The following is a 23983-nucleotide window of genomic DNA, read 5'->3' as shown; positions in this document are numbered from 1 at the left end:
GCGGCAATAAAATAGGGCATTGAAAGCGAATCGCTAATCCCCTAGACTTTTAATTCAAGAGTGCGTATAAAACGCACTCTTTTCTTTTTCTCAGAAATAAATTGGCGGCAACAATGCGTGAATTGACCACTCCAGCTTCAGAAAACTATGACCAACGATTTGGTGGCACTCGTCGCTTATATGGCAATAGTGAAGTCGACATACTTAGAGCAGCACACGTGTGTGTGATCGGTATTGGCGGTGTCGGTTCATGGGCGGTTGAAGCGCTTGCTCGTACCGGTTTAGGTGAGCTGACTTTGATCGATATGGATGATGTGTGCGTGACTAACATCAACCGTCAGATCCATGCTATGTCTGGCACGGTTGGTAAGAGCAAAATCGAAGTGATGGCGGAGCGCGTCAAACTGATTAACCCTGAGTGTAAAGTGAACCTGATTGACGATTTTATTGGCCCAGATAATCAGGCTGAATACCTATCGAAAGAGTTCGATTTTGTGTTGGATGCGATTGATAGCATGAAAGCTAAGGCTTCATTGCTTGCGTATTGCCGTAGCAACAAAATTAAGGTGATCACTACCGGTGGTGCTGGTGGCCAAATCGATCCGACTCAAATCAAAGTGGCTGATCTGACCAAGACGATTCAAGATCCGCTCGCGAAGAAACTAAAAGACACTTTGCGTCGTCATCATAATTTCCCTAAGAACCCAGCGCGTAAGTTTGGTATCGATTGTGTGTTCTCGACTGAGCAACTGAAATACCCTCAAGCCGACGGCAGTGTATGTGCTGCGAAAGCAACAGCGGAAGGTCCAAAACGCATGGACTGTGCGACGGGTTTTGGTGCGGCAACGGTTGTAACGGCTACATTTGGTTTTGTGGCTGTTTCGCGTATTGTCGAAAAGTTGATTCAAAAGCACGCTAAGTAGTTCTCTATTATCTGCTTTACAACACTAAACCTTTGTCACCTGTACATTTAGTCATAATCTATTGGATATTAAAATGATGTCATTCCCAAGCTCTCCATTTGGTACTGAAATTACCAGTGATGATATTGTCGCGAAAATGCAGACATTTAACGGTTGGGAAGATCGTTATCGCCAAGTGATTCAATGGGGTAAGAAACTGCCAACTATGCCTGATGAACTGAAAAGTGAGCAGGTGATTGTCTCTGGCTGTGAAAGCCAAGTGTGGTTAGTTTCTCAAAATATCGACGGTATTTGGCACTTTTGTGCGGATTCTGATGCGCGTATCGTGCGTGGTCTTATTGCTTTAGTGATGGCTGCGTACGACGGTAAAACATCAGAGCAGATTCAAGCGTTCGATATCGATGGATACTTTGAACAAATCGGTTTAATTACCCATCTAAGCCCATCTCGCGGTAATGGATTAAAAGCGATTGTTGAGCAAATCAAGAACCTCGCTAAATCGTAATTGTCTCCACACATTTTTATCGTAGTGCTTTAGAGAGATTCCAGATACTTCGTTCCTCAGTTCTGGAATGACGATTTCTAACTGTATTTCGTCATTCCCTAAAGCGACGAAGGAGCGTAGTAGGGAATCTCGTTTTTGGATAGCATTACTGTTAGAGATTCCAGATACTTCGTTCCTCAGTTCTGGAATGACGATTTCTCATTGTGTTTCGTCAGTTCTGGAGTGAAGGTTTCTTACTGCGTTTCGTCATTCCCTAAAGCGACGAAGGAGCGTAATAGGGAATCTCGTTTGGATGCTTTGCTATTTGAGATTCCAGATACTTCGTTCCTCAGTTTTGGAATGACAATTTCTAACTCAGTCTCGCCACTTCCTAAAGCATATCAACGGCTTTTTCTATCGCCGCAATGAGCTTTTCAACATCATCCAGATTGTTATAAATACCAAATGAGATCCGTACTGTCCCTTTGACATTGAGTGCATCCATTAATGGGTGAGCACAATGATGTCCAGCACGAACTGCGATACCTTGTTGATCCAACAAAGTTGCAATATCTTGATGGTGAACGCCATCCATCACAAAAGTAATCACACTTGCGTTGGGGTGATAACCCAATACCTGAATATCATCCAGCTTACTGAGTGCAAGGTAAGTCTCGTGCTGAAGCTGGTGGATATGATTTTCGACATCTTGCTGTGCAAAACCACTCAACCATTCTATTGCGATGCTTAATGCTATCGCGCCAGCTACATTTGGTGTTCCGGCTTCGAACTTACCAGGCAGTTCAGAAAAAGTAGTGCCAGAGAAAGAGACGCGCTCGACCATTTTGCCACCACCATGCCAAGGAGGCATCGCTTGGAGCAATTCTAGCTTGCCGTAAAGTACACCGATGCCTGCAGGGGCGTAGAGCTTGTGTCCTGAGAAAACGTAGAAATCCGCACCTAAAGCCGCAACATCAACGGGTTCATGAACAATACCTTGCGCGCCATCGACCACAACAATTGCATTCATCTTGTGTGCTTTCTCGATAACTTGTTCAATGGGCTGGCGAGAACCCGTAACATTGGTTATCTGAGCCAGAGCAACAATCTTAGTGCGTTCATTCAAAAGGGCGTCAAACGCAACAACGTCAAAGTCACAATCTGATGTCATTGGTACTTTCACGACTTTAGCACCAGTTTGTTCAGCCACAATTTGCCAAGGCACGATGTTGGCGTGATGCTCCATTTCACTGACTAAGATCTCATCGCCAGGTTGAAGCGTGCTTCTCGCGTAAGTTTGTGCAATCAGGTTAAGTGCTTCGGTTGCACCTCGAGTCCAAATAATCTCTTTTGAAGATGTCGCGCCAATAAACTGAGCGACCTTGTCTCTGGCTGCTTCAAATTGACTGGTCGCGTTCGCTGTTAAGCTATGACTACCACGGTGAACATTGGCATTTTGCTTGGAGTAATATTGGCTAATAGCATCAATAACTACCTGAGGCTTTTGTGTCGTTGCCGCGCTGTCTAAATAAATCAACGACTGTTGATTGATGGTTTGTGATAGCGCAGGGAACTGCTCTCGGATGTGATTGATATCAAGCATCTATTCTTACCTAAAATCTTGGAAATTGGTGCTAGCGTTATGCTGAGCGGTATTGTTATTTTATCGCGACTTGTTAACCGTTGCTGACTAATCTTGATGATCCCAGCTATTTTCTCGCTCTTTAACCTGAGTAAACAGCTTTTGGTTAGCGGGAACTTTGATTTGATGCTTAAGTGCTGTCTTTATCAGGTGCCCGGTAATGAAGTCGATCTCTGTTTTGCGCTCATAAAACATATCTTGCTGCATTGATGAGTTGTTCTGCGCCGTGGCTTGGATAACCTGTTTGACGCTTGCTTCCAATTCATCGGATGAACAAGCGATCCCTTGGGCTTGCATAACCTGCGTGAGCTCTTTAATGATAGAACTCAAAATATCCTCAAACCTTTTATCTGCAAGTTCGCCGTTCTTGATTTGCTCCAGCCCAGTCAGTGGGTTGATTGCACAATTTATGGCGAGTTTAGACCACAGCGCCGTTGTTATTTCTGGATTCCAACTCACAGCAGGGAAGGCATGTTCCAACACATCAACTAAAAAAGTGCACTGTTGACCCTTGAGGTTAAAAGCACCCAATTGAGTTTGTCCGAACCCTGTATGAGAAACATTATTCTTGTCGGGTTTGAATGCCGCTTGTGTGGTGGTCGCCAATACTACTGGGTGAGCATCAATTTGAGTTGCTATCTGAGCGACCGCCCCCATCCCGTTGTGCATGAACATGAGAATGGTGTCAGAGTCTAGATACTGAAGTAACGGAGTGGTGGCTTCTTCTACTTGCCAGGCTTTGACCGCGAAAATAATCAAATCACTCGCTGATAGCTTTTCGATATTGTTGTTACTGAAGGAAAGTGAAGCTTGTCCATCAAGTGATAAGTCAATTGAGTGATCCGTGGAACGACTCCACAAAGCCACATTATGACCAGCTTGAAGTAGTTTTATCGCCCATAAAGAGCCAATAGCCCCTGGTCCAACAATAGTGATGTTCACAGCAATACCGAGATAAGAAAGTGGTGCAGCAAGGATAGCGAGGCATTAAATGAAAGCAATAAAAAATGACACCCGAGGGTGCCATTTAGGAAGTTTTCTTAACTCGTTCTATTAGAACTTGTAAGTTACTGCGAAGTAGTGACCTACGCCAGACGTAGAGAACTGGCCGTATTGTGGGTTAGCGCTATCAATTTGAGCACCGTCTCTTAGACCGTATACATCTTGGTATAACTTAAGACCGTAACCTACAGCAAATTGGTCATTGTGCCAGTAAATACCATTGAACATAGCTCCGCCGTTGCTCGACTGGTTGTATGAACTATCACGACCAAACTCGTAATCGATGTAACCTTGGTAAGCAATGAATGAACCGTTATCGAAGTTTACGAATGGCTTAAACCAGTTTGTAGAAAATTGGTAACCGTTCCAGTCTTTCGCATTTAGATCGTACGTAGCGTAAAGGTTGAATTGCATTTTACCAAACCAAGGTACCATTACGTCTGAACCGATACCTGTTTTAGTTGCGTAACCACCGTCAGCTTTACCATCAATAGTTGTGTAGTTTGCTACGTATAGTTCTTGTACCGGACCAAAAGAAAGGTCTTTACCAGTCAGGCCATCGATAGACATACGAGGTGCAAATTTAACAAACAGCTGATCGTCTTTTGCTTTATCACTGCCGCTATCGTTAGTTAGATTGAATACATCAATGTAACCGTAAAGATCGAAGATACCAGAGCGTCCACCAAACTCCATTTCAAGATAAGTATGATCTTTGTCTTGAGGCTTCTCGTCGATAGTGTGCATGATATTAAACTGCATCCAGTTGTAATCATTTTTGTGAGTATCGCCGTCAGAATAATCAGCCGCCATTACTGGAGCAGAAGCTGCCGCAAGTAGGCCAAGAGTTAAAAGTGATTTACGCATAATGGAACTCTCTATGTTTGAAATAAGTAACCCGCTAATCCGTGCGTGTTTATATGTCCGAATGCCGAGCATAATAGCGATTTTGTTCTCAAATAAAAGTGAGACAGAGTGAAAACCATGATTATTATGGTGAGCGCGATCACACTAACGATCTAAATGATGGAACTTTAAAGTTGCTATGCATCTTGATGAATCCCTACTTCTATTGATTTTGTGAAATTCGATTATTTTGTGTATAAATTGGTGGAATACCGCTCTAAGCAAACGATTCTACCAAAAATCGTGACATGCATATCAAAATCAACAGTATTTCTTTCTAAGCGTTTTCTCGTGAAAAACACCTCACTCAGCGAGCTTGTCGATCCTGCCTTTGATCCATTTTCAAGCAACTCCGTACTGAAGTTTGAATCAATTGATGAACAATTCATGTGATGACTAGCCTGACTTTAAACCTGTTTGTTTTTTCATCACTGATTATATTGAGACAGTTCATTGCACTAATTTTGAGGCAACGATTAAAGATAGCTTCTGAGCTTATCTTCTGTGTGACGAGGGTGATTTAGCTAAGCTAATTCAATTTAAGCGGTGATTTAGATTACACAGTGATGGTTGTCGGTGATGCTGATGGTTCCAGCAATTCTGTTGGGGCTTTGGTTGTTACACGACCAGCCACAGGAACGGCGACAAGTTCGAGTTTGGCTGTAATAGAAAAGAGAAGAGGGTAGCTCAGTGCTACCCTCTTCTGTTTTGCTTTCTTTTTATTCGTGGTTGTTTTTGGCTTTTTCTAATAAATCAGTGAAAAAGTGGCGTAGCGAATAAAGCATGATCAAACTCGGAATCACCATTAATGACGTCAGTATAAAGAAGGTTGACCAATCATTTAGGTAATCGACGAACTCGCCACTGAATGAAGCCAGTGTTGTTCTACCGAAATTACCTAAGGATGCTAATAAGGCATATTGCGTCGCTGAGAAAGCTTGACCAGTCAGTAAGGTTAAGAAAGAGACAAATGCTACCGTCGAAAAGGCGGTTGTGAAGTTGTCGACAATGATAGTTGCCAAGAACAGAGTTTCACTAGGGCCTGCCTGAGCGATCCACGCAAACATTAGGTTGCTGGCTGCCATTGCGATGCCACCAATCATTAGTCCGCGTACAATACCGAATTTCACATTGAAGATACTGCCGAGCAAGGTGAAGAATATCGTCGCGCCCCAACCGATTAACTTAGAGTAGTGGCCAATCTGTTCATTGCTAAAGCCTATCTCTTTATAGAAGGTGATAGACATTCTACCTAAGAAGGCTTCACCTATCTTAAATAGGAACACAAACAGTAGAAGGGTGATGGCAACTTGAACCCCGTTTCGTTTGAAGAAATCGTAGAACGGTTCTAGGACTGTAACGCTGAACCACGCGACGACTTTTGAACCCACAACTTTATTGTGACGTTGTTGTGCTTGCTCTTGTAATGCTTCACGTTGTGTATTGGGTTCTCCGACAAAAAGAGTAAACAGCATTAACACGACAACCACACCAGCCATACCGTAATACACACCATTCCAACCGATTGAGTCAGCATTGATAAAAGCAAGATAACCTGGAAGAGAATAGCCCGTCCACCATCCCATCACGGCCATTGCGGATGCTTGTGGCAACTTTGATGCTTCCGATTTTGGAAATGAATCAATACGGAAGGCATCTATTGCGACATCTTGAGTTGCTGAGGCGATAGCTATTCCGAGAGCAAGCATAGAGGTGAACATCAAGTCATTGGCTGGGTTTACTCCAGCAATGAACAGGGTACAGATCAATACCAAGCTTTGGCACAAGAATATCCAACTGCGTCGTTGGCCTAATATCGCGTGTAAAACTGGCAGTTTGACTCGGTCTACCAACGGTGCCCATAAAAAGTTAATAGCATAGACAGCAAACACACTGCCGAAATAACCGATCGCAGCACGAGTTAAACCGGCATCTTTTAGCCAACCAGACATGTTGGATCCAATCAGAACCCATGGGAAGCCACTCGAACAACCGAGCATAAACACCCAAAGTAGACGTTTATCTAGGTAGCTGCGGAAAGTTTGCATCCAAGAAAGGGAGGGGGTGCCTGATGACATGGGTCGTCCTTGTATAGAAAACGCCCTTAAGAATAAGGGCGTTACATGGGATTACTTAAGAAGGGTCACTTTAGTGATGACGATTGGGTCGACAGGAATGTCTGACATGCGGCCCATTCGCTTGGTTGGAATTGTTGCCATCTTCTGAACAACGTCAAAACCATCGGTTACTTTACCAAACACAGCGTAACCTGGATTACCGCCTTTCGCGTTTAAGAAATCGTTGTCTGCAAAGTTAATGAAGAACTGGCGAGTAGCAGAATCTGGTGCATTGGTGCGAGCCATTGCGATCGTTGCAGTATCATTCTTCAGGCCATTGCTGCCTTCATTTTTGATAGGCGCATAAGTTACTAATTGCTTCATGTCTTGATCGAAGCCACCACCCTGAGCCATAAAGCCCGGGATCACACGGTGAAACTGAGTGCCTTCGTAGCTACCGTCAGCAACATATTTCAGAAAGTTATCAACACTAACCGGTGCTTGCTCTTGGTTTAGCTCGATAGTGAAGCCGCCTAATGTTGTTTCTACATTCACTTTAGGACCAGCCCAAACGCTCACGCTCACTAACATCAATGCAATAGAAGATAGAATGCGTCCCATTAGAAACGTTCCTTCATGTAAGTTTGCAGCTCTTGGTCATTGGCAATCTCTTTAAGAACTAAGTCGATAACATCGTTTAGTACCACTGCGATATCGTCATTTGATGCACTTAATGCACCTGTGCGAGTTGCTGTACCATTGAATGTCTTAACTAGCTTGCCTTCAGGCGTTTCAGCGGTTACTTCAAGTGTTACTTTACCATCCATTTGGTTTTCCATGATGGTGTGCTTGACGGTAACAAGCGCTTCTTGAATCTCTAAAACAATTGAGTTTTCACTGTTTACGCTTGCACGAAAACCTTGAGACTCCAATTGTTGAGCAATAGCGTTTTCTAGAGAAATACGCATGTTTTGCTTAGCGTGAATTGGCTGAATGTTTGAACGGCCACTATCAACCAATGCAACATATTGAGCGGCACGAACATCTTTACTGGTTAGTGTGTATGTTTTGCCTTGTACAAAGTTGCTTGAGCTTAGTGAAGCTTCTGGCATTACGTTGATCTGCTCTTTCTGAGGGGCTGAACATGCTGTCAAAGCCAAAATAGAAGCAGCCAAAATCAGTTTTTTCATTCCTTTATCCTTTCTAAATTCACACCAGGAGCTCGGTATCTTAAATTCTTGTGACGTCGTTTCTGCTTATTTATTAAAATTCGCAGGTTCTCTTGTTGCTTGTAATATCTCAAATTTCTGGTTTAGTTCAAGCGTTTCAACGTTTGCTTCACCAAATAGTCTTGCTAGTTTGACATCGTATCCGAGGTGTCGGTTACCAATAACAATTAATTTGCCTCCGTTGCTAAGAACATGCTTTGCATCACAGAACATTTGCCATGCAATGTGATCTGTAATCGCTTGTTGTTGGTGGAACGGAGGGTTACACATAACTAAGTAAGTGCTGTTTTTCTTAAAACCATCTAAACAGTTATTGGCGATGAACTGGAAATTACCTTCTTCGCCAAGGTTATCCTTAATATTTTGGCGCGCTGATTCCACTGCCATAAAGCTTTCATCAACACAGGTGATACGTGCTTGTGGGTTTAATTGCCCAGCTTTTACACTCAATACACCGTTGCCACAACCTAGGTCGATAATATGACGCAGTTCAGGATCTTGAGGGATGTGCTCTAGCATATAGCGAGCGCCTTGATCGAGTGCCTCGCCTGAGTAAACGTTCGGTAAATTTTTCAGGCGAATATCTTCACCGTCTACATCCCATTCAACAAAAGGTTCGACCGTTTGAATCGGCTGACAATTTGGTGAAGAGAAAACCAAGCGATGTTTCTTCTTCGCTAGAGAAGTTTTGGTTTCACCTAGGTACTTTTCGAAAATATTAAGTGTAGATGTGTGGATATCTTTTACTTTGTTTACACCGATGACTTGGCAGCCTTCTGGCAACGCTTGGCGTAGTTGGCTCAATTGCCATACTAGATGACGGTTTGTTTTCGGTAGTTGCATGATCACAAGATCGATACCGTGTGGAATATCATCCATCGTATTCAGGAAGTTTACACGGTTACTTTGATTGCGCTGCAAGTTTTTTAGCGCACCGCGATGAGAGATAAAAGAGTCGCTCATCATGCTGACATCATGATCTTTCGAGAACCATGCCGACAAGGCACCAAAGCTATCGTTCATGATCAGGATGTGTTTGCCCGGTTCAAGGTTCATCTCTTCAACGTGACTAATAATGTATTCGTCGCCCGCATCCCAAGCTTGAAGGGTTTCATTTGAACGGTTGGGGAAACGATGTAAGGTCAAAGTTCTATCGAGAAGAGTAAGTTCGGTTTTCATAGCTTGAGATACTTATGTAAGAAATAACAACGATATTGTCTCAAATGCAGGCTGAACAAGATAGAAAAAACTCAACCAAACCTAAGTCGTTCGCTATGAAATACTCAGACAGTCGACCAGTTAGGGTTTATACTTCCCCCACAGATAATGCCATTACGTTACTAAGGAATCATAATGATCCAAGAAGTTATCGAAACAAAATTGCACAATGAGTTTTCACCAAGTCATTTAAACGTGGTCAATGAGAGCTATATGCACAATGTTCCGGCTGGTTCTGAGAGTCATTTTAAAGTGATTGTTGTCAGCGATGCGTTTGAAGGTTTGCGTCTTATTGGTCGTCATCGTGCGGTAAATAAAGCTCTTTCAGAAGAGCTAGCGAATAATATTCACGCACTATCTATTCACACTTATACAAAAGATGAATGGATGAAGCAACTCGATAACGTGCCAGACAGCCCTATGTGTATGGGCGGTGGTAAGTAATAAAACGAACTGATAGAAGAGGTGGCGATGCCGCCTTTTTTATCGCCATGCTAATGTGTTTTTAGGGTTTATATCACTCAAATTGATGTCAAATTAGGCGCCTTTAAATACCCACAATGAGTAATGTTTTTATTAACAGTGTTTCAACATAACTCGTAAAATATTAGTTTGTGACAGAGTATTAATCTCTTGTTTAAAACGCGATTCAAAAGCCATTTTATCTGTGCGGCTCGTCAAATTTATACATATTTGAGAGTCCATATGCTTCAAATCTCACCAAATTAAGGCTGTATTCAAGTTATTGGTCATGGCATCAAGTTGTCAAAAAATGCTAGAATACGGCACCTGATAAATCTCACATAATCTTTGTGATGAGTTTATTAACGTAATGTTGCGATTTTGGTATCTCGAATTTACCAAAACCGGACACTGTAATGTCGTGTCTAAGGGCGATGTTAAAACGTCCTGAATTTACGCAATTAAAAGAATCTTTTTCCCGATAAAGTAGTGCAAGTGCGTATGATTACAATAAAGAAGGGTTTGGATCTTCCTATCGCAGGAACTCCATCCCAGGTGATTAATGATGGTAAGTCCATCACTAAAGTCGCCTTGCTTGGCGAAGAGTACGTTGGTATGCGTCCTACGATGCATGCTCGCGTTGGTGATGAAGTGAAGAAAGGCCAAGTTCTTTTTGCAGATAAAAAGAACCCAGGTGTTGTATTTACTTCTCCAGCAAGCGGTAAAGTTATTGAAGTGAACCGTGGTGCTAAGCGTGTTCTTCAATCAGTAGTGATTGAAGTAGCAGGTAATGAGCAGCTCACGTTCAATAGCTATGAAGCTAACCAACTAGCAAGTCTTGACCGTGAAACGGTTAAAACTCAGTTAGTTGAGTCTGGCGCATGGACCGCTTTGCGAACTCGTCCGTTCAGCAAGGTTCCAGCAGTTGATTCTGAAACTCAGGCTATTTTCGTTACTGCTATGGATACTAATCCGTTAGCAGCTGAGCCAGAATTAATCATTAACGAGCAGTCTGATGCTTTCGTTGCTGGTTTAGATCTTCTTTCAACTCTGACTAACGGTAAAGTGTACGTTTGTAAAAAAGGTACTAGCTTACCTCGTTCAGCTCAGTCTAACGTTGAAGAACATGTTTTTGATGGCCCACACCCTGCAGGTCTTGCAGGCACGCATATGCATTACCTATACCCGGTAAATGCACAAAACGTAGCGTGGAGCATTAACTACCAAGACGTGATCGCATTCGGTAAGCTTTTCCTTACTGGTGAGATTTACTCTGAGCGCGTTGTTTCTCTGGCTGGTCCAGTAGTTAACAACCCTCGTCTAGTTCGTACTCAAATTGGTGCTAGCCTTGAAGAGTTGACGGACAGCGAGTTGATGCCAGGTGAAGTTCGCCTGATCTCTGGTTCAGTGCTATCTGGTGTTCACGCTTCAGGTCCACATGCTTACCTTGGCCGTTACCATCAACAAGTTTCGGTTCTTCGTGAAGGTCGTGATAAAGAGCTATTCGGCTGGGCTATGCCTGGTAAGAACAAGTTCTCTGTTACTCGTTCATTCCTTGGTCACGTGTTTAAAGGTCAGTTGTTCAACATGACAACGACAACAAACGGTAGTGATCGCTCTATGGTTCCAATTGGTAACTACGAGAAAGTAATGCCATTAGATATGGAGCCTACTTTGCTGCTTCGCGATCTATGTGCTGGCGACGTTGATAGTGCACAAGCACTTGGTGCGCTAGAGCTAGATGAAGAAGATTTAGCACTGTGTACCTTTGTATGTCCTGGTAAGTACGAGTACGGTCAGTTACTTCGTGAATGCCTAGATACAATTGTGAAGGAAGGGTAATTTCATGGGCCTTAAAAAGTTTATTGAAGACATCGAGCATCATTTTGAACCAGGTGGTAAACACGAAACGTGGTTTGCGCTTTACGAAGCAGCAGCAACACTTTTCTACACACCAGGTACTGTTACAAAGAAAAGCTCGCATGTCCGTGATAGCGTTGATTTAAAACGTATCATGATCATGGTTTGGCTTGCGGTATTCCCAGCAATGTTCTGGGGTATGTACAACGCAGGTGGTCAAGCTATCGCAGCACTAAACCACATGTATTCAGGTGCAGAACTGGTTTCTATCATTGATGGTAACTGGCACTACTGGCTAACCGAAATGCTTGGAGCCTCCTTAGGGGCCGATGCAGGTTGGGGCAGTAAGATGCTCTTGGGTGCGACTTACTTCTTACCTATCTACGCAACGGTATTTATCGTTGGTGGTTTCTGGGAAGTATTGTTCTGTATGGTGCGTAAGCATGAAGTCAACGAAGGTTTCTTTGTTACTTCTATCTTATTTGCGCTTATCGTTCCGCCAACGCTTCCTCTATGGCAAGCAGCACTAGGTATTACCTTCGGTGTTGTTGTAGCTAAAGAGATCTTTGGTGGTACGGGTCGTAACTTCTTGAACCCTGCTCTTGCTGGCCGTGCGTTCCTATTCTTTGCATACCCTGCACAGATTTCAGGTGACGTAGTTTGGACTGCTGCAGATGGCTTCTCTGGTGCAACTGCTCTTAGCCAATGGGCTCAAGGCGGCGGTAGTGCACTAATGAACGTAACATCGGGTGAAGCAATCACTTGGATGGACGCATTCATTGGTAACATTCCAGGTTCTATCGGTGAAGTTTCAACGCTTGCACTTATGATTGGTGCAGCAATGATTGTTTACATGGGCATTGCTTCATGGCGCATCATTGCGGGTGTAATGATCGGTATGGTTGCGGTATCAACACTATTTAACGTGATTGGTTCTGACACTAATGCAATGTTCAGCATGCCTTGGCATTGGCACCTAGTACTAGGTGGCTTCGCATTCGGTATGTTCTTCATGGCGACTGACCCAGTATCAGCTTCATTTACCAATAAAGGTAAGTGGTGGTACGGTATCCTAATCGGCGCAATGTGTGTAATGATTCGTGTAGTTAACCCTGCATACCCAGAAGGCATGATGCTTGCGATTCTATTCGCAAACCTATTTGCTCCTCTGTTTGACCACGTTGTAATCGAGAAGAACATTAAGCGGAGACTAGCGCGCTATGGCAAGTAATAACGATAGCATTAAAAAGACGCTGTTTGTTGTTATCGCATTGAGCCTAGTGTGCTCAATCATCGTTTCAACAGCTGCAGTTGTTCTTAAACCTAAGCAACAAGCTAACGCAGTTCTGGATCAGCAAACTAAGATCCTTGAAGTTGCAGGCATTGAACTTGCGGGTAATATCCCAGCATTGTACGCAGAGAACATCGAACCTCGTCTAGTTGATTTCGCTACTGGCGATTTCGTGGACGGCGACGCTGCTGCATACGACCAACGTAAAGCGGCAAAAGATCCAGCTCAGTCAATTAAGCTTTCAGCTGAAGATGACATCGCTAAGATCATTCGTCGTGCTAACACGGGTACGGTATACCTTGTGAAAGATGGCGCTGAGACTTCTAAAGTTATCATCCCTGTTCACGGTAACGGTCTATGGTCAATGATGTACGCATTCGTTGCGGTAGAAACTGATGGCAACACAGTTTCTGGTATCACTTACTACGAGCAAGGTGAAACTCCTGGACTTGGTGGTGAAGTTGAGAACCCAACTTGGCGCGCTCAATTCGTTGGTAAGAAATTATTCGACGAAAACCACAAACCTGCTATTCAGGTTGTTAAAGGTGGCGCTCCTCAAGGTTCTGAGCACGGTGTAGATGGCCTTTCTGGTGCAACACTGACCAGCGTTGGTGTTCAACATACATTTGACTTCTGGTTAGGTGATATGGGCTTTGGTCCGTTCCTAGCAAAAGTTCGTGACGGAGGTCTGAACTAATGTCTAGTGCAAAAGAAATTAAAAAGAGCATCTTAGCGCCTGTGTTGGATAACAACCCAATCGCGCTACAGGTTCTTGGTGTGTGTTCTGCTCTTGCGGTAACCACTAAGCTAGAAACTGCATTTGTTATGACTATCGCGGTAATGTTCGTTACTGCTCTGTCTAACTTCTTCGTTTCTTTGATCCGTAACCACATTCCTAACAGTGTGCGTATCATCGTTCAGATGGCAATTATCGCATCATTAGTAATCGTGGTAGACCAAGTGCTTAAAGCATACTTATACGATATCTCTAAGCAGCTATCTGTATTCGTTGGCCTAATCATTACTAACTGTATTGTAATGGGTCGTGCTGAAGCATTCGCAATGAAGTCTGCGCCAATCCCATCTTTCATCGATGGTCTTGGTAACGGTCTTGGTTACGGTTTCGTTCTTATCACTGTTGGTTTCTTCCGTGAGCTTCTAGGCTCTGGCAAACTATTTGGTATGGAAGTACTACCTCTAGTGAGCAACGGTGGTTGGTATCAGCCAAACGGCTTGATGCTTCTAGCACCTTCTGCATTCTTCCTAATTGGTTTCTTGATTTGGGCAATTCGTGTGTTCAAACCAGAACAAGTAGAAGCGAAGGGGTAAGGTAGTCATGGAACATTATATTAGTCTGCTAGTTAAATCGATTTTCATCGAAAACATGGCGCTTTCTTTCTTCCTAGGTATGTGTACATTCCTAGCGGTTTCTAAGAAAGTTAAAACTTCTTTTGGTCTTGGTGTTGCGGTAGTTGTAGTACTTACAATCGCTGTTCCTGTAAACAACCTTGTTTACACACACATCCTAAAAGAAAATGCACTTGTTGCCGGTGTCGATTTAAGTTTCCTTAACTTCATCGCATTCATCGGTGTTATCGCTGCACTTGTACAAATCCTAGAGATGGTTCTAGACCGTTTCTTCCCACCTTTGTACAACGCACTAGGTATCTTCCTTCCATTGATCACAGTTAACTGTGCAATCTTTGGTGGTGTATCTTTCATGGTAACTCGTGACTACAACTTTGCTGAGTCTGTTGTTTACGGCTTCGGTTCTGGTGTGGGTTGGATGTTAGCTATCGTTGCTCTTGCGGGTATCCGTGAGAAGATGAAGTACTCTGACGTACCTCCAGGTCTACGTGGCCTTGGTATCACGTTCATTACTGTTGGTTTGATGGCGTTAGGCTTTATGTCTTTCTCTGGTGTTCAACTGTAGGGTAAGCACCCAGTAATAAGGAATAACAAATGCAAAGCATTATTCTTGGCGTAGCGATGTTTACCATTATTGTATTGGCTCTAGTTCTAGTGATTCTTTTCGCTAAGTCTAAGTTAGTACCATCAGGTGACATCACTATTTCAGTAAACGGCGACCCTGAAAAGGCGATCGTTACTCAACCTGGTAGCAAGCTACTTGGTGCCCTAGCTGGCGCTGGTATCTTCGTATCTTCTGCTTGTGGTGGCGGTGGCTCTTGTGGTCAGTGTCGTGTAAAAGTTAAGTCTGGTGGTGGCGACATCTTACCTACTGAACTTGATCACATCACAAAAGGTGAAGCTCGCGAAGGCGAACGTCTTGCATGTCAAGTTGCTATGAAAACTGACATGGAGATTGAACTAGACGAAGATATCTTTGGTGTTAAAAAGTGGGAATGTACTGTTATCTCGAATAACAACGAAGCTACTTTCATCAAAGAATTGGCTCTAGCTATCCCTGAAGGTGAAGAGGTTCCGTTCCGCGCGGGTGGTTACATTCAGATTGAAGCTGAACCACATCACGTGAAATACGCAGATTACGATATTCCTGAGGAATACCGTGGTGACTGGGATAAGTTCAACTTGTTCCGTTACGAGTCTATCGTTAAAGAGCATTCGATCCGTGCTTACTCTATGGCTTCATACCCAGAAGAGAAAGGCATCATCAAGCTTAACGTGCGTATCGCAACTCCGCCGCCAAACAACCCTGATGTTGCTCCTGGTGTGATGTCTTCATACATCTGGTCTCTTAAAGAAGGCGACAAATGTACTATTTCTGGTCCATTTGGTGAGTTCTTTGCTAAAGATACAGACAATGAAATGGTATTCATCGGTGGTGGTGCAGGTATGGCGCCAATGCGTTCACATATCTTCGACCAACTTAAGCGTCTTAACTCTACTCGTAAGATGTCTTACTGGTACGGTGCGCGTTCTAAGCGTGAGATGTTCTACATTGAAGACTTCGACGGCCTAGCGGCTGCAAACGAGAACTTCGTGTGGCACTGTGCACTGTCTGATCCTCAACCAGAGGACAACTGGGACGGTTACACAGGTTTCATCCACAACGTATTGTACGAAAACTACCTGAAGGATCACGAAGCTCCTGAAGACTGTGAGTACTACATGTGTGGTCCACCAATGATGAACGCTGCTGTTATCGGCATGCTGAAAGATCTTGGTGTAGAAGATGAAAACATTCTACTAGATGACTTCGGTGGTTAATCCATTTAAGTGATTGATATTATGGCTGACTCTTACGAGTCAGCCATTTGTTTTTCTAAGACTACTCGTGACAACAAACTGGCTTATATAAGAAAGAGTAAGGCATTTAAAATACCTATTTTTCACTCTTATTTTTCCTTATATAAATCCTCAACATTAGACAGGAGTAAGCAAGTGAGAATTTGGCTTGTTGCATTAACTTCTTTGATTTTTCTTGCGGGCTGTGAGCAGGCAAGAGAGCAAGTACATTTAAGTGGCCCGACAATGGGGACCAGTTATAACATTAAGTATATCAATGGCGATGAATTTCCTGAGTCTAAAGAAGTTCATACCGAGATCGATCGTCTACTTGAAGAAGTGAATGATCAAATGTCGACCTACCGTGAAGACTCAGAGCTGAGCCGTTTCAACCAACACAAAGGTGCGGATGCATTCGAAGTATCTGAACAAACCGCTATCGTTGTGAAAGAAGCGATTCGTTTGAACGGTCTTACTGAAGGTGCATTGGATGTGACGGTTGGTCCATTAGTGAACTTGTGGGGTTTTGGCCCAGAAGCGCGTCCTGAAGTGGTTCCATCGGACGAAGAGCTTGCGGCTCGCAAAGCTAAGGTAGGTATTCATCACCTAAGCATTGAAGGCAACAAACTGACTAAGGATCTGCCTAACTTGTATGTTGACCTTTCGACTATCGCAAAAGGTTGGGGTGTGGATGTGGTTGCTGATTACCTAGATTCAATTGGTATCCACAACTACATGGTTGAAGTGGGCGGTGAAATCCGCTTGAAAGGCTTAAACCGTGAAAGTGTGGGTTGGCGTATCGCGATCGAGAAGCCAAGCGTTGACGAACGCAACATTCAAGAGATCATCGAGCCTGGTGATATGGCGATCGCAACGTCTGGTGACTACCGCAACTATTTTGAGCGAGATGGTGTTCGTTACTCACACATCATCAACCCAGAAACAGGCAAGCCGCTTCATCATAAAGTGGTTTCTGTAACCGTTTTAAATCCGTCTTCAATGACTGCAGACGGTTTATCTACTGGCCTTATGGTCTTAGGTGAAGAAAAAGGACTGGAAGTCGCAAACCAACATAACATCCCTGTGTTCATGGTGGTAAAAACAGCAGATGGCTTTAAAGAAGTTGCTTCTGAAGCATTTAAGCCATACTTAGGTAAATAAGGTAAGCGAGATAATTATGAATACATTTCTGATTACATTTGGTGTTTTTCTTGCAGTAATCGCAGCGATGTCAATTGGCTATATTATCCAAAAGAAAGTTGTGAAAGGTAGCTGTGGTGGCTTAGGTGCTGTTGGTATTGATAAAGTATGTAACTGCCCTGAACCTTGTGACGCGCGTAAGAAGCGTGAAGCACGTGAAGCATACCGTGAAGAGAAACTGGCTGAGCGTCAACAAAAAGAAGCGGCTTGGAGTAAAGACCGTATCGCTTAATTGGTGACAGTCATAGAGGAATAGAGTTATCTATGCCCTTAAAATAAGAAGCTCAAGATTATCGTCTTGAGCTTTTTTAGTTTTAAGGTTTCGCCGTTTATCTTGGTATTAAAAATGGGAAAAAAACGAATTTCTACTGGTCGATTTGCATGTTGTTGCGTGCAAAGATCAGTTGGTTCCTACCTTGTTCTTTTGCAGTATAAAGCAGTTCATCTGCGGCTTTTATTTGCTCATCTAAACTGCCAACTAAGTCGGTTGCTCCGATACTCATGCTGACTTTAATCCGTTGCGAGTCATGGATAACCTCTTGGTTCTGTATCGCAACTCTCATCGATTCTAACGTGTCGACAAATTCTTCAAATGGTCTGCATGATTGAATGCAGAACTCTTCACCGCCGAAACGAACGGCTATATCATCTTTAAAATGATTTTTGATGATCTTTCCGACTTCAATGAGTACCGCATCACCACCATCATGACCGTAGGTATCGTTCACTTTTTTAAAGAAGTCGATATCCATCATGGCGATACTACGATGTTCGCAGCCTTTACATGTTTGATTGAATAGGTAGCGGCGGTTCCAAAGCCCGGTCAGAGCATCCTCATTGGCATGACGAAACAGCTCATTGGTGGCTTCTTTCATATCGAGTAGTTGATGAATACGACAGAAGAACTCTTCTTGGTTAAATGGCTTATAAAGGAAGTCGTTGGCGCCAGCTTTAAGGAAACGAGCCGTCATGGTTCTGTCGTCACTGCCAGATAGTCCTAGAATAGCGAGTTGATTGCGATCGTGGTGCACTCGGATATCACGGGTCATTGAAATGCCATCTTTGTTTGGCATGTCATGGTCGGTAACGACGAAAGTGATGTCGGGGTCGTTTTGGAGAAGATCTAGTGCTTGCTCTCCATCCTCCGCTTGAATCGTTTGAATGTATTGGTGCTCAAGAAGTTGCACTACATATCGACGAACTACAGCAGAATCATCAACAACTAAGGCTTTATGGTATCGGTTATTCGAGATTCGATTAACCAGAGGAAGTAAGTAACTGACTGACGACATGCTGTCTTTAAGGATGTAATCAATTACACCTTTCGCGAGTACTTGTTCTCGAAGTGTGTTGTTGAACATGCCGGTTAGGACTATGATTTTTTGCTGATAGTCGAGTACCAAATCAATGATCTCGCCATCTTGGCCATCGGGTAAGCAGTAATCGAGCACCGCACACAAGAAATCCGTCTCTTGCTCTAAGATAGCTTTAGCTTCAGCCACTGATTCAGCCAGTGCAACCTCATAGCCATCGTTTGTCAATTGCTGGTACAGGTAGTTTCTGAATGCTCGACTATCTTCGACTACTAGTATTTTATCACTCAAAAGTTATCCCTACTTACAGGTTAAATACTCTCTTACAATACTATCAGAATAGTAAGTGGCTAATGAAGTTAAAGCTATTTAGCTGGGCTCCAGATCATTTTAAATCTGAGAATAATTGATTATACTGTTTATAGATACAGTTGCGAGGTTGAATTATTCCTAGATGTGTAGTGCAGGTGAAGAGAAAGCAAGAAAAATAATCCATGTTGATATGGACTGTTTTTACGCTGCTGTGGAAATGAGAGATAACCCTGCCTACCGAAATCGACCACTCGCAGTAGGGGGGCATGAAAAGCAGCGTGGGGTTTTGAGTACTTGTAATTACGAAGCTCGCAAGTTTGGTATTCGCTCTGCAATGCCAACGGGAAAGGCGCTGCAGCTTTGTCCCAATCTGTTGGTTGTTCCTGGGAGAATGTCGGTTTACGTCGAGATATCGAAAAAGATCCGCGAAATTTTTTCTCGATATACATCCATCATTGAACCTCTTTCTTTAGATGAAGCTTTTCTTGATGTTACGGATTCGACGCTGTGTCGTGGCTCGGCAACACTGATTGCCGAATCAATTCGTCGCGATATTTGGAATGAACTTAACTTAACGGCTTCTGCTGGTATCGCCCCGATAAAGTTCTTGGCGAAAGTGGCCTCGGATCTGAATAAGCCCAATGGTCAATTTGTAATACCTCCACAAGACGTACAATCAGTGATAGATGAATTGCCACTTGAAAAGATTCCCGGTGTCGGTAAGGTCAGTATTGAAAAGCTCCATCAAGCTGGCTTCTTTACTTGTAAGGACATTAAGGAATCTGACTATCGAGATCTATTGCTCAGGTTTGGCCGTCAAGGCGCATCACTCTGGAAGCGCAGCCATGGTATTGATGACCGAGAAGTTATTATTGAGCGTGAACGAAAATCGGTAGGCGTGGAGCGAACTTTTACTCAGAATATTTCTACTTACGCAGAGTGTTGGCAGGTAATAGAAGACAAGCTTTTTCCTGAGCTTGAAACACGTCTAGAGAAAGCTAGCCCAAGTAAAGCGATCATCAAGCAGGGCATTAAGCTCAAGTTTGCCGATTTCCAGCAAACCACTATTGAGCACATACACGCCTCTTTAGATCGCGAACACTTCAAAGAGCTGTTAAGCGAAATACTCAAAAGGCAGCAAGGGCGAGAGATACGCCTGCTTGGTTTAAGCGTCATGCTACAACCCAAAGACCAAATGCGTCAGTTGAGTTTCTTTTAGGGAAAGGCGCTGAGAGTTTAGGTTTAGAGGTGTTGCTGGAAGTGCTAGAGTTTGAATACCGACTAGACTCCACAGCCTAGTCAGCTTCTATATCAATACATGAGATGCCCTACCTAGGGAGTTGTTTAACTCGCGCTAAGGTATCACTGAATGGTTGTTGCTCTAGCTTTCCGTACCCAACCATTTTGCTGGCTTTAAGCTTGGTTGAAAGCGGGGTGGCGATTCCGCATAGAAAACGCGTAATGGCTTCATCGGTGATCAATTGTTGACTCTTAGATACAAATTCATGAATCCATGTCATTACGGTCTCGTCGTCAACGGGTTCAACATCGACGGTTGGTAATATTGCCACTTCACCACGGCATACAGAGCAATGACCACAGTTTGTTGGTGCCTTATCATCGGCAAAGTAACTCGCTAGGCGTGAGCTTAGGCAAGTGTCTGCCTCAAAGAAGCTCAGCATTTGATTAAGGCGATTTATCTCACTGTTCTCTTTTGCCTTAAACAATTCAGTTAGACGTTCCGATAACTGCATCATCTCTTCAGAGGTGTTGTGGATCGCATACACATCTGTGATCTGCTTACTTTCCAACTCAATCCAACCTTGTTCATTGAAATAATCGATTGCCGCAATAACACGCTGACGATCAGTCTGGAAGTGTGTCCACAGCGCATCGAAGTCGACTTGGCACCAGACTCTTGCTTGAGGAGAGCATTGGAAAATCGCTTCTACAAAATGACGACGTTCGCCTTGGAACTGTTCGGTGATCTGTTGTTTCGGGCGAATGAACTTAAATTTGTAGTCAGCAAAGTAGCTGTATTTAGGCTCAATCACGCCTTCAATTTCGAGATATACCAGTAGCGTTTTTAGTGGTAACTGACGAATGTTGGACTCACGCGATAGTTGGTTGAGCATGATTTCCCATTGGTTTGCGCCAGACGCAGCAATGTTTTGGTTCTCGTATATTTCTTTTAAGACAGTTTGAATTGATATGTTGTCTGGCGTGTCGCCAAAGACGAAGTTCTCTAGTGTGCTTAGGCCGTACTTGTTAGCAAGTAATATACACTCAGAAGGTTGCCCATCTCGTCCTGCTCTGCCTATCTCTTGCGAGTAGTTTTCGATTGATTTCGGTAAGTCGAAGTGAATCACTCGGCGAATGTTGGACTTGTCGACACCCATACCAAAAGCAATGGTTGCCACGATGCAGCTCACGTCATCGTTCATGAATTGATGTTGAATAGCATCTCTATTTTCAGGCTTAAGACCAGCATGGTAAGCCACGGCATTAACGCCAGCGTTACGAAGTTGCTGAGCCACCATCTCTGCTGTTTGTTGAAGGGTGACATAAACAATAGTTGGAGCGAGAGACGCTTGGTTAACGACATTGCACAAGGTTTCTAGCTTGCTAGTTTGTTCGCAAGGTTGAATCGACAGGTCGAGATTTTGACGATAGAAGCCCGTAACCACCACACGTTCCTCATCGATAGCAAACTTCGACTTCATATCTTGGATAACTGATGTGGTCGCGGTTGCTGTCAGTAGCAGTACCTGAGGAATATTGAGCTGTTTTTGGTACTGGGGAAGCTTCAGGTAATCTGGTCTGAAGTTGTGTCCCCATTCTGAAATACAGTGCGCTTCATCGACTACCAGTAACGAGATCGGCACTTGAGATATAAACTGGCGAAAGCGTTCGTTCTTCAAGCGTTCAACTGAGATCATTAGGATTTTAGTATCGCCGTTACGTACCGACTGCATCACCTGTTGTGTGGTTTGTCTGTCTTGGCTTGATTCGATTGCAGCCGCGCTTATTCCCTTACTGTGTAAGAAGTTGAGTTGGTCTTTCATTAAGGCTAACAATGGTGATATCACCAAGGTTAAGTGCGGCAACTCTAATGCTGGCAATTGATAGCAAAGCGACTTGCCTGAGCCTGTTGGGAATATGGCGGCAGTCGAATGACCAGATAGAACATTATCAATGACTTGCTTTTGTCCATGACGCAGTGAGTCGAATCCGAATACTTGTTTTAGCTTCTGCTCAATCATTTATGTTCTACCTGAGTTATTAAGTGTCGTATTGATGCTAAAGCGGGCGCCTATTCATGATAGCGTCGCTTGATGAATCAAATGTCTTGCACCTGATTGTACCTAATTCTATTCTGTAGCTCCTATAGAAAAGCACCCCAATAGTATGAATAAGTCTGAGCTTCGCCAAATAATCATAGAGCAACTCGAATCCCGATTACGTATCGCACAATCTGCTACTCAACGCGCTATTGATGCTGCGACCGATGAAGAGACAGTACCTGAGCATAAGTACGATACATTGGCGCTAGAAGCCTCGTATCTAGCACATGGACAAGCCGTGAGAGTGCAAGAGTGTGAAGATGACATTCAGTGTTATCGTAACTTAGTGCTGCGTGATAGTGAGAAGATTACGGTGAGCAGCTATGTTGTGGTCATTGACGAGCATGATCAATATAAACACTTCTTTATGGGGCCGAGAGTCGGGGGACTGTCGGTCACGTGGAATAACAATGAAGTTGCTATCGTGACAGCAAATGCCCCTTTTGGTATGGCTTTAATGGGGAAAGAAGTTGGCGATGAGATTGAGTTTAAGGTCGCAGATAAACAGTTCTGCTATGAAGTCATGTCTGTCGACTAACTGAGTAACGGATATATATAAAACGTTTCTCTTACAAAGATGCATAAACTCAAGGTATAGTAATTGGTCAGATTAATGAGAGGATGTTATGAAGAACAATGTATTTATGAAACACGCTGTATTTATGAAAAACAGTGTGTTTACGAAAAATAGTGTATTAATCGCATCGTTAACAGCGGCTGTCGCCATTATTAGTCTGCCAGCGTCTGCGGCTCAGTGTCGAGTTGATTTGAAGAATGAATTACGAATCGATGACCAGAAAGTCGAAATCCATCAAGTGAATGGTGATACTGCCGTTTTTGATGGTAATAACGACTTATATATCCATGGTGAGAAGGTTGAGCTTGATGCTGACCAACAAGCGGCGATAGAGAAATACCGCGAAAACATGAGTGAGTACTTACCACGAGCGAAACAAATGGCTAACGATGGCTTAGCGTTAGCGAATGACGTTATTGATGACATTGCCGCTAGCCTAGATTCACCAGAATCATTTGATAATGTAAAAGAGTCAATGAAAACCTACTTTGCTGAACTAGAAGGTCGTTACTACAAAGATGGTGAATTAGTGCTGCCTGCAGACAGTTTTGATTCGATGGCGAATGGCTGGTCTGAAGATTTCGAAAAGGCTAAAGAGATCTTTAACCAAGAATTTATCTCTAGCGCTTTTAACGCGATGTCAGAAAAAATGAAACAAGATGGTGGTTTAAACCTTACCGAATTGGCTGACAGCATGGCTGCATTAAAGCTTAAAGTTGAAGAGCGCATGAAAGAACACTCTCAACAAGTACAAGAGGAAGCGAATGAGTTCTGTGATTCTCTTGATGAGATGGCAGAACAAGAGCAACAGCTGCATGAAATCATTCCGAATCTAAAAGACTATCAAGTCTTCACGATCTAACCTGGATCGACTTATTAAATAGCAAGAGCACCAGTTGGTGCTCTTTTTGTTTGTATAAATTGAACCATACGACGAGTATTTATCTCAATTTAAT

Annotated in this window: 23 protein-coding genes; 14 read left to right on the top strand and 9 right to left on the bottom strand. The window is 43.4% G+C overall.

Features of this window, described 5'->3' with window-relative positions; translation table 11 throughout:
• Positions 1 to 113 precede the first annotated feature (113 nt).
• Both tcdA and csdE read left to right on the top strand, forming a co-directional pair.
• Positions 114 to 923, top strand: a complete 810-nt coding sequence (tcdA, locus tag K08M4_RS11550; RefSeq protein WP_017059899.1) for a tRNA cyclic N6-threonylcarbamoyladenosine(37) synthase TcdA — start codon at positions 114 to 116, stop codon at positions 921 to 923.
• Between the two features lie 73 nt (positions 924 to 996).
• Positions 997 to 1428, top strand: a complete 432-nt coding sequence (gene csdE / locus K08M4_RS11545; protein ID WP_086049954.1) for a cysteine desulfurase sulfur acceptor subunit CsdE — start codon at positions 997 to 999, stop codon at positions 1426 to 1428.
• A gap of 370 nt (positions 1429 to 1798) precedes the next feature.
• On the opposite strand, the gene csdA is transcribed toward csdE, so the two are convergent.
• The 7 genes from csdA to K08M4_RS11505 form a co-directional block, all read right to left on the bottom strand.
• Positions 1799 to 3010, bottom strand: a complete 1212-nt coding sequence (csdA, locus tag K08M4_RS11540) for a cysteine desulfurase CsdA (protein ID WP_086049953.1) — start codon at positions 3008 to 3010, stop codon at positions 1799 to 1801.
• An 87-nt stretch (positions 3011 to 3097) separates the two neighbouring features.
• A complete protein-coding gene (gene panE / locus K08M4_RS11535) occupies positions 3098 to 3991 on the bottom strand; it encodes a 2-dehydropantoate 2-reductase (RefSeq protein ID WP_086049952.1) in 894 nt (297 codons plus the stop codon).
• Between the two features lie 111 nt (positions 3992 to 4102).
• Positions 4103 to 4990 (bottom strand): nucleoside-specific channel-forming Tsx family protein, encoded by an 888-nt coding sequence (locus K08M4_RS11530; protein ID WP_086049951.1) that lies wholly within the window; start codon positions 4988 to 4990, stop codon positions 4103 to 4105.
• A 686-nt stretch (positions 4991 to 5676) separates the two neighbouring features.
• On the bottom strand, positions 5677 to 7035 hold the full coding sequence (locus K08M4_RS11520; protein ID WP_086049950.1) for an AmpG family muropeptide MFS transporter: 1359 nt from the start codon (positions 7033 to 7035) through the stop codon (positions 5677 to 5679).
• A gap of 51 nt (positions 7036 to 7086) precedes the next feature.
• Positions 7087 to 7635: a peptidylprolyl isomerase gene (locus tag K08M4_RS11515; protein WP_086049949.1), complete on the bottom strand. Its 549-nt coding sequence runs from the start codon at positions 7633 to 7635 to the stop codon at positions 7087 to 7089.
• Positions 7635 to 8204 (bottom strand): YajG family lipoprotein, encoded by a 570-nt coding sequence (locus K08M4_RS11510; RefSeq protein ID WP_086049948.1) that lies wholly within the window; start codon positions 8202 to 8204, stop codon positions 7635 to 7637. The genes K08M4_RS11515 and K08M4_RS11510 overlap by 1 nt, the downstream gene beginning before the upstream one ends.
• A 66-nt stretch (positions 8205 to 8270) precedes the next feature.
• A complete protein-coding gene (locus K08M4_RS11505) occupies positions 8271 to 9422 on the bottom strand; it encodes a methyltransferase (RefSeq protein WP_086049947.1) in 1152 nt (383 codons plus the stop codon).
• Between the two features lie 174 nt (positions 9423 to 9596).
• Between K08M4_RS11505 and bolA the strand changes: the two genes are divergently transcribed.
• From bolA to nqrM, 9 genes are all read left to right on the top strand, one after another.
• Positions 9597 to 9905 carry a transcriptional regulator BolA gene (bolA, locus tag K08M4_RS11500; protein WP_009848370.1) on the top strand — a complete coding sequence of 103 codons (309 nt, stop codon included), beginning with the start codon at positions 9597 to 9599 and terminating at the stop codon, positions 9903 to 9905.
• Between the two features lie 519 nt (positions 9906 to 10424).
• Positions 10425 to 11765, top strand: coding sequence for a Na(+)-translocating NADH-quinone reductase subunit A (locus K08M4_RS11495; protein ID WP_086049946.1), 1341 nt, complete (start codon positions 10425 to 10427; stop codon positions 11763 to 11765).
• A gap of 4 nt (positions 11766 to 11769) precedes the next feature.
• A complete protein-coding gene (locus K08M4_RS11490; RefSeq protein ID WP_004735208.1) occupies positions 11770 to 13014 on the top strand; it encodes an NADH:ubiquinone reductase (Na(+)-transporting) subunit B in 1245 nt (414 codons plus the stop codon).
• Positions 13004 to 13771 carry a Na(+)-translocating NADH-quinone reductase subunit C gene (locus K08M4_RS11485; protein WP_004735209.1) on the top strand — a complete coding sequence of 256 codons (768 nt, stop codon included), beginning with the start codon at positions 13004 to 13006 and terminating at the stop codon, positions 13769 to 13771. The genes K08M4_RS11490 and K08M4_RS11485 overlap by 11 nt, the downstream gene beginning before the upstream one ends.
• Positions 13771 to 14403: an NADH:ubiquinone reductase (Na(+)-transporting) subunit D gene (locus K08M4_RS11480; protein WP_004735210.1), complete on the top strand. Its 633-nt coding sequence runs from the start codon at positions 13771 to 13773 to the stop codon at positions 14401 to 14403. Before K08M4_RS11485 ends, K08M4_RS11480 begins: the two co-directional genes overlap by 1 nt.
• Before the next feature lie 7 nt (positions 14404 to 14410).
• The gene (gene nqrE / locus K08M4_RS11475) at positions 14411 to 15007 is read left to right on the top strand and encodes an NADH:ubiquinone reductase (Na(+)-transporting) subunit E (protein ID WP_004735211.1); all 597 of its coding nucleotides are present in this window, start codon (positions 14411 to 14413) and stop codon (positions 15005 to 15007) included.
• A 29-nt stretch (positions 15008 to 15036) separates the two neighbouring features.
• Positions 15037 to 16263, top strand: coding sequence for an NADH:ubiquinone reductase (Na(+)-transporting) subunit F (gene nqrF, locus K08M4_RS11470; protein WP_010439056.1), 1227 nt, complete (start codon positions 15037 to 15039; stop codon positions 16261 to 16263).
• 174 nt (positions 16264 to 16437) lie between these two features.
• Positions 16438 to 17442, top strand: coding sequence for an FAD:protein FMN transferase (locus K08M4_RS11465; RefSeq protein WP_086049945.1), 1005 nt, complete (start codon positions 16438 to 16440; stop codon positions 17440 to 17442).
• Positions 17443 to 17458: 16 nt separating this feature from the next.
• On the top strand, positions 17459 to 17713 hold the full coding sequence (nqrM, locus tag K08M4_RS11460) for a (Na+)-NQR maturation NqrM (protein WP_009848378.1): 255 nt from the start codon (positions 17459 to 17461) through the stop codon (positions 17711 to 17713).
• A gap of 133 nt (positions 17714 to 17846) precedes the next feature.
• Here the strand turns inward: nqrM and K08M4_RS11455 are convergent, their stop codons facing one another.
• Positions 17847 to 19085 carry a response regulator gene (locus tag K08M4_RS11455; protein WP_086049944.1) on the bottom strand — a complete coding sequence of 413 codons (1239 nt, stop codon included), beginning with the start codon at positions 19083 to 19085 and terminating at the stop codon, positions 17847 to 17849.
• 163 nt (positions 19086 to 19248) lie between these two features.
• Between K08M4_RS11455 and dinB the strand changes: the two genes are divergently transcribed.
• Positions 19249 to 20325 (top strand): DNA polymerase IV, encoded by a 1077-nt coding sequence (gene dinB / locus K08M4_RS11450; protein ID WP_086049943.1) that lies wholly within the window; start codon positions 19249 to 19251, stop codon positions 20323 to 20325.
• A gap of 109 nt (positions 20326 to 20434) precedes the next feature.
• Here the strand turns inward: dinB and K08M4_RS11445 are convergent, their stop codons facing one another.
• Positions 20435 to 22369 carry a RecQ family ATP-dependent DNA helicase gene (locus K08M4_RS11445; RefSeq protein WP_086049942.1) on the bottom strand — a complete coding sequence of 645 codons (1935 nt, stop codon included), beginning with the start codon at positions 22367 to 22369 and terminating at the stop codon, positions 20435 to 20437.
• 145 nt (positions 22370 to 22514) lie between these two features.
• Between K08M4_RS11445 and K08M4_RS11440 the strand changes: the two genes are divergently transcribed.
• Both K08M4_RS11440 and K08M4_RS11435 read left to right on the top strand, forming a co-directional pair.
• Positions 22515 to 22988: a GreA/GreB family elongation factor gene (locus K08M4_RS11440; RefSeq protein WP_086049941.1), complete on the top strand. Its 474-nt coding sequence runs from the start codon at positions 22515 to 22517 to the stop codon at positions 22986 to 22988.
• Positions 22989 to 23094: 106 nt separating this feature from the next.
• Positions 23095 to 23889: a YggN family protein gene (locus K08M4_RS11435; RefSeq protein ID WP_086050432.1), complete on the top strand. Its 795-nt coding sequence runs from the start codon at positions 23095 to 23097 to the stop codon at positions 23887 to 23889.
• The last annotated feature ends 94 nt before the right edge of the window (positions 23890 to 23983 follow it).

The organism is Vibrio syngnathi (assembly GCF_002119525.1).
Taxonomy (GTDB): domain Bacteria; phylum Pseudomonadota; class Gammaproteobacteria; order Enterobacterales; family Vibrionaceae; genus Vibrio; species Vibrio syngnathi.
The sequence above is the reverse complement of the archived record's forward strand: the minus strand, read 5'-3'. Positions and strand labels throughout refer to the sequence as shown.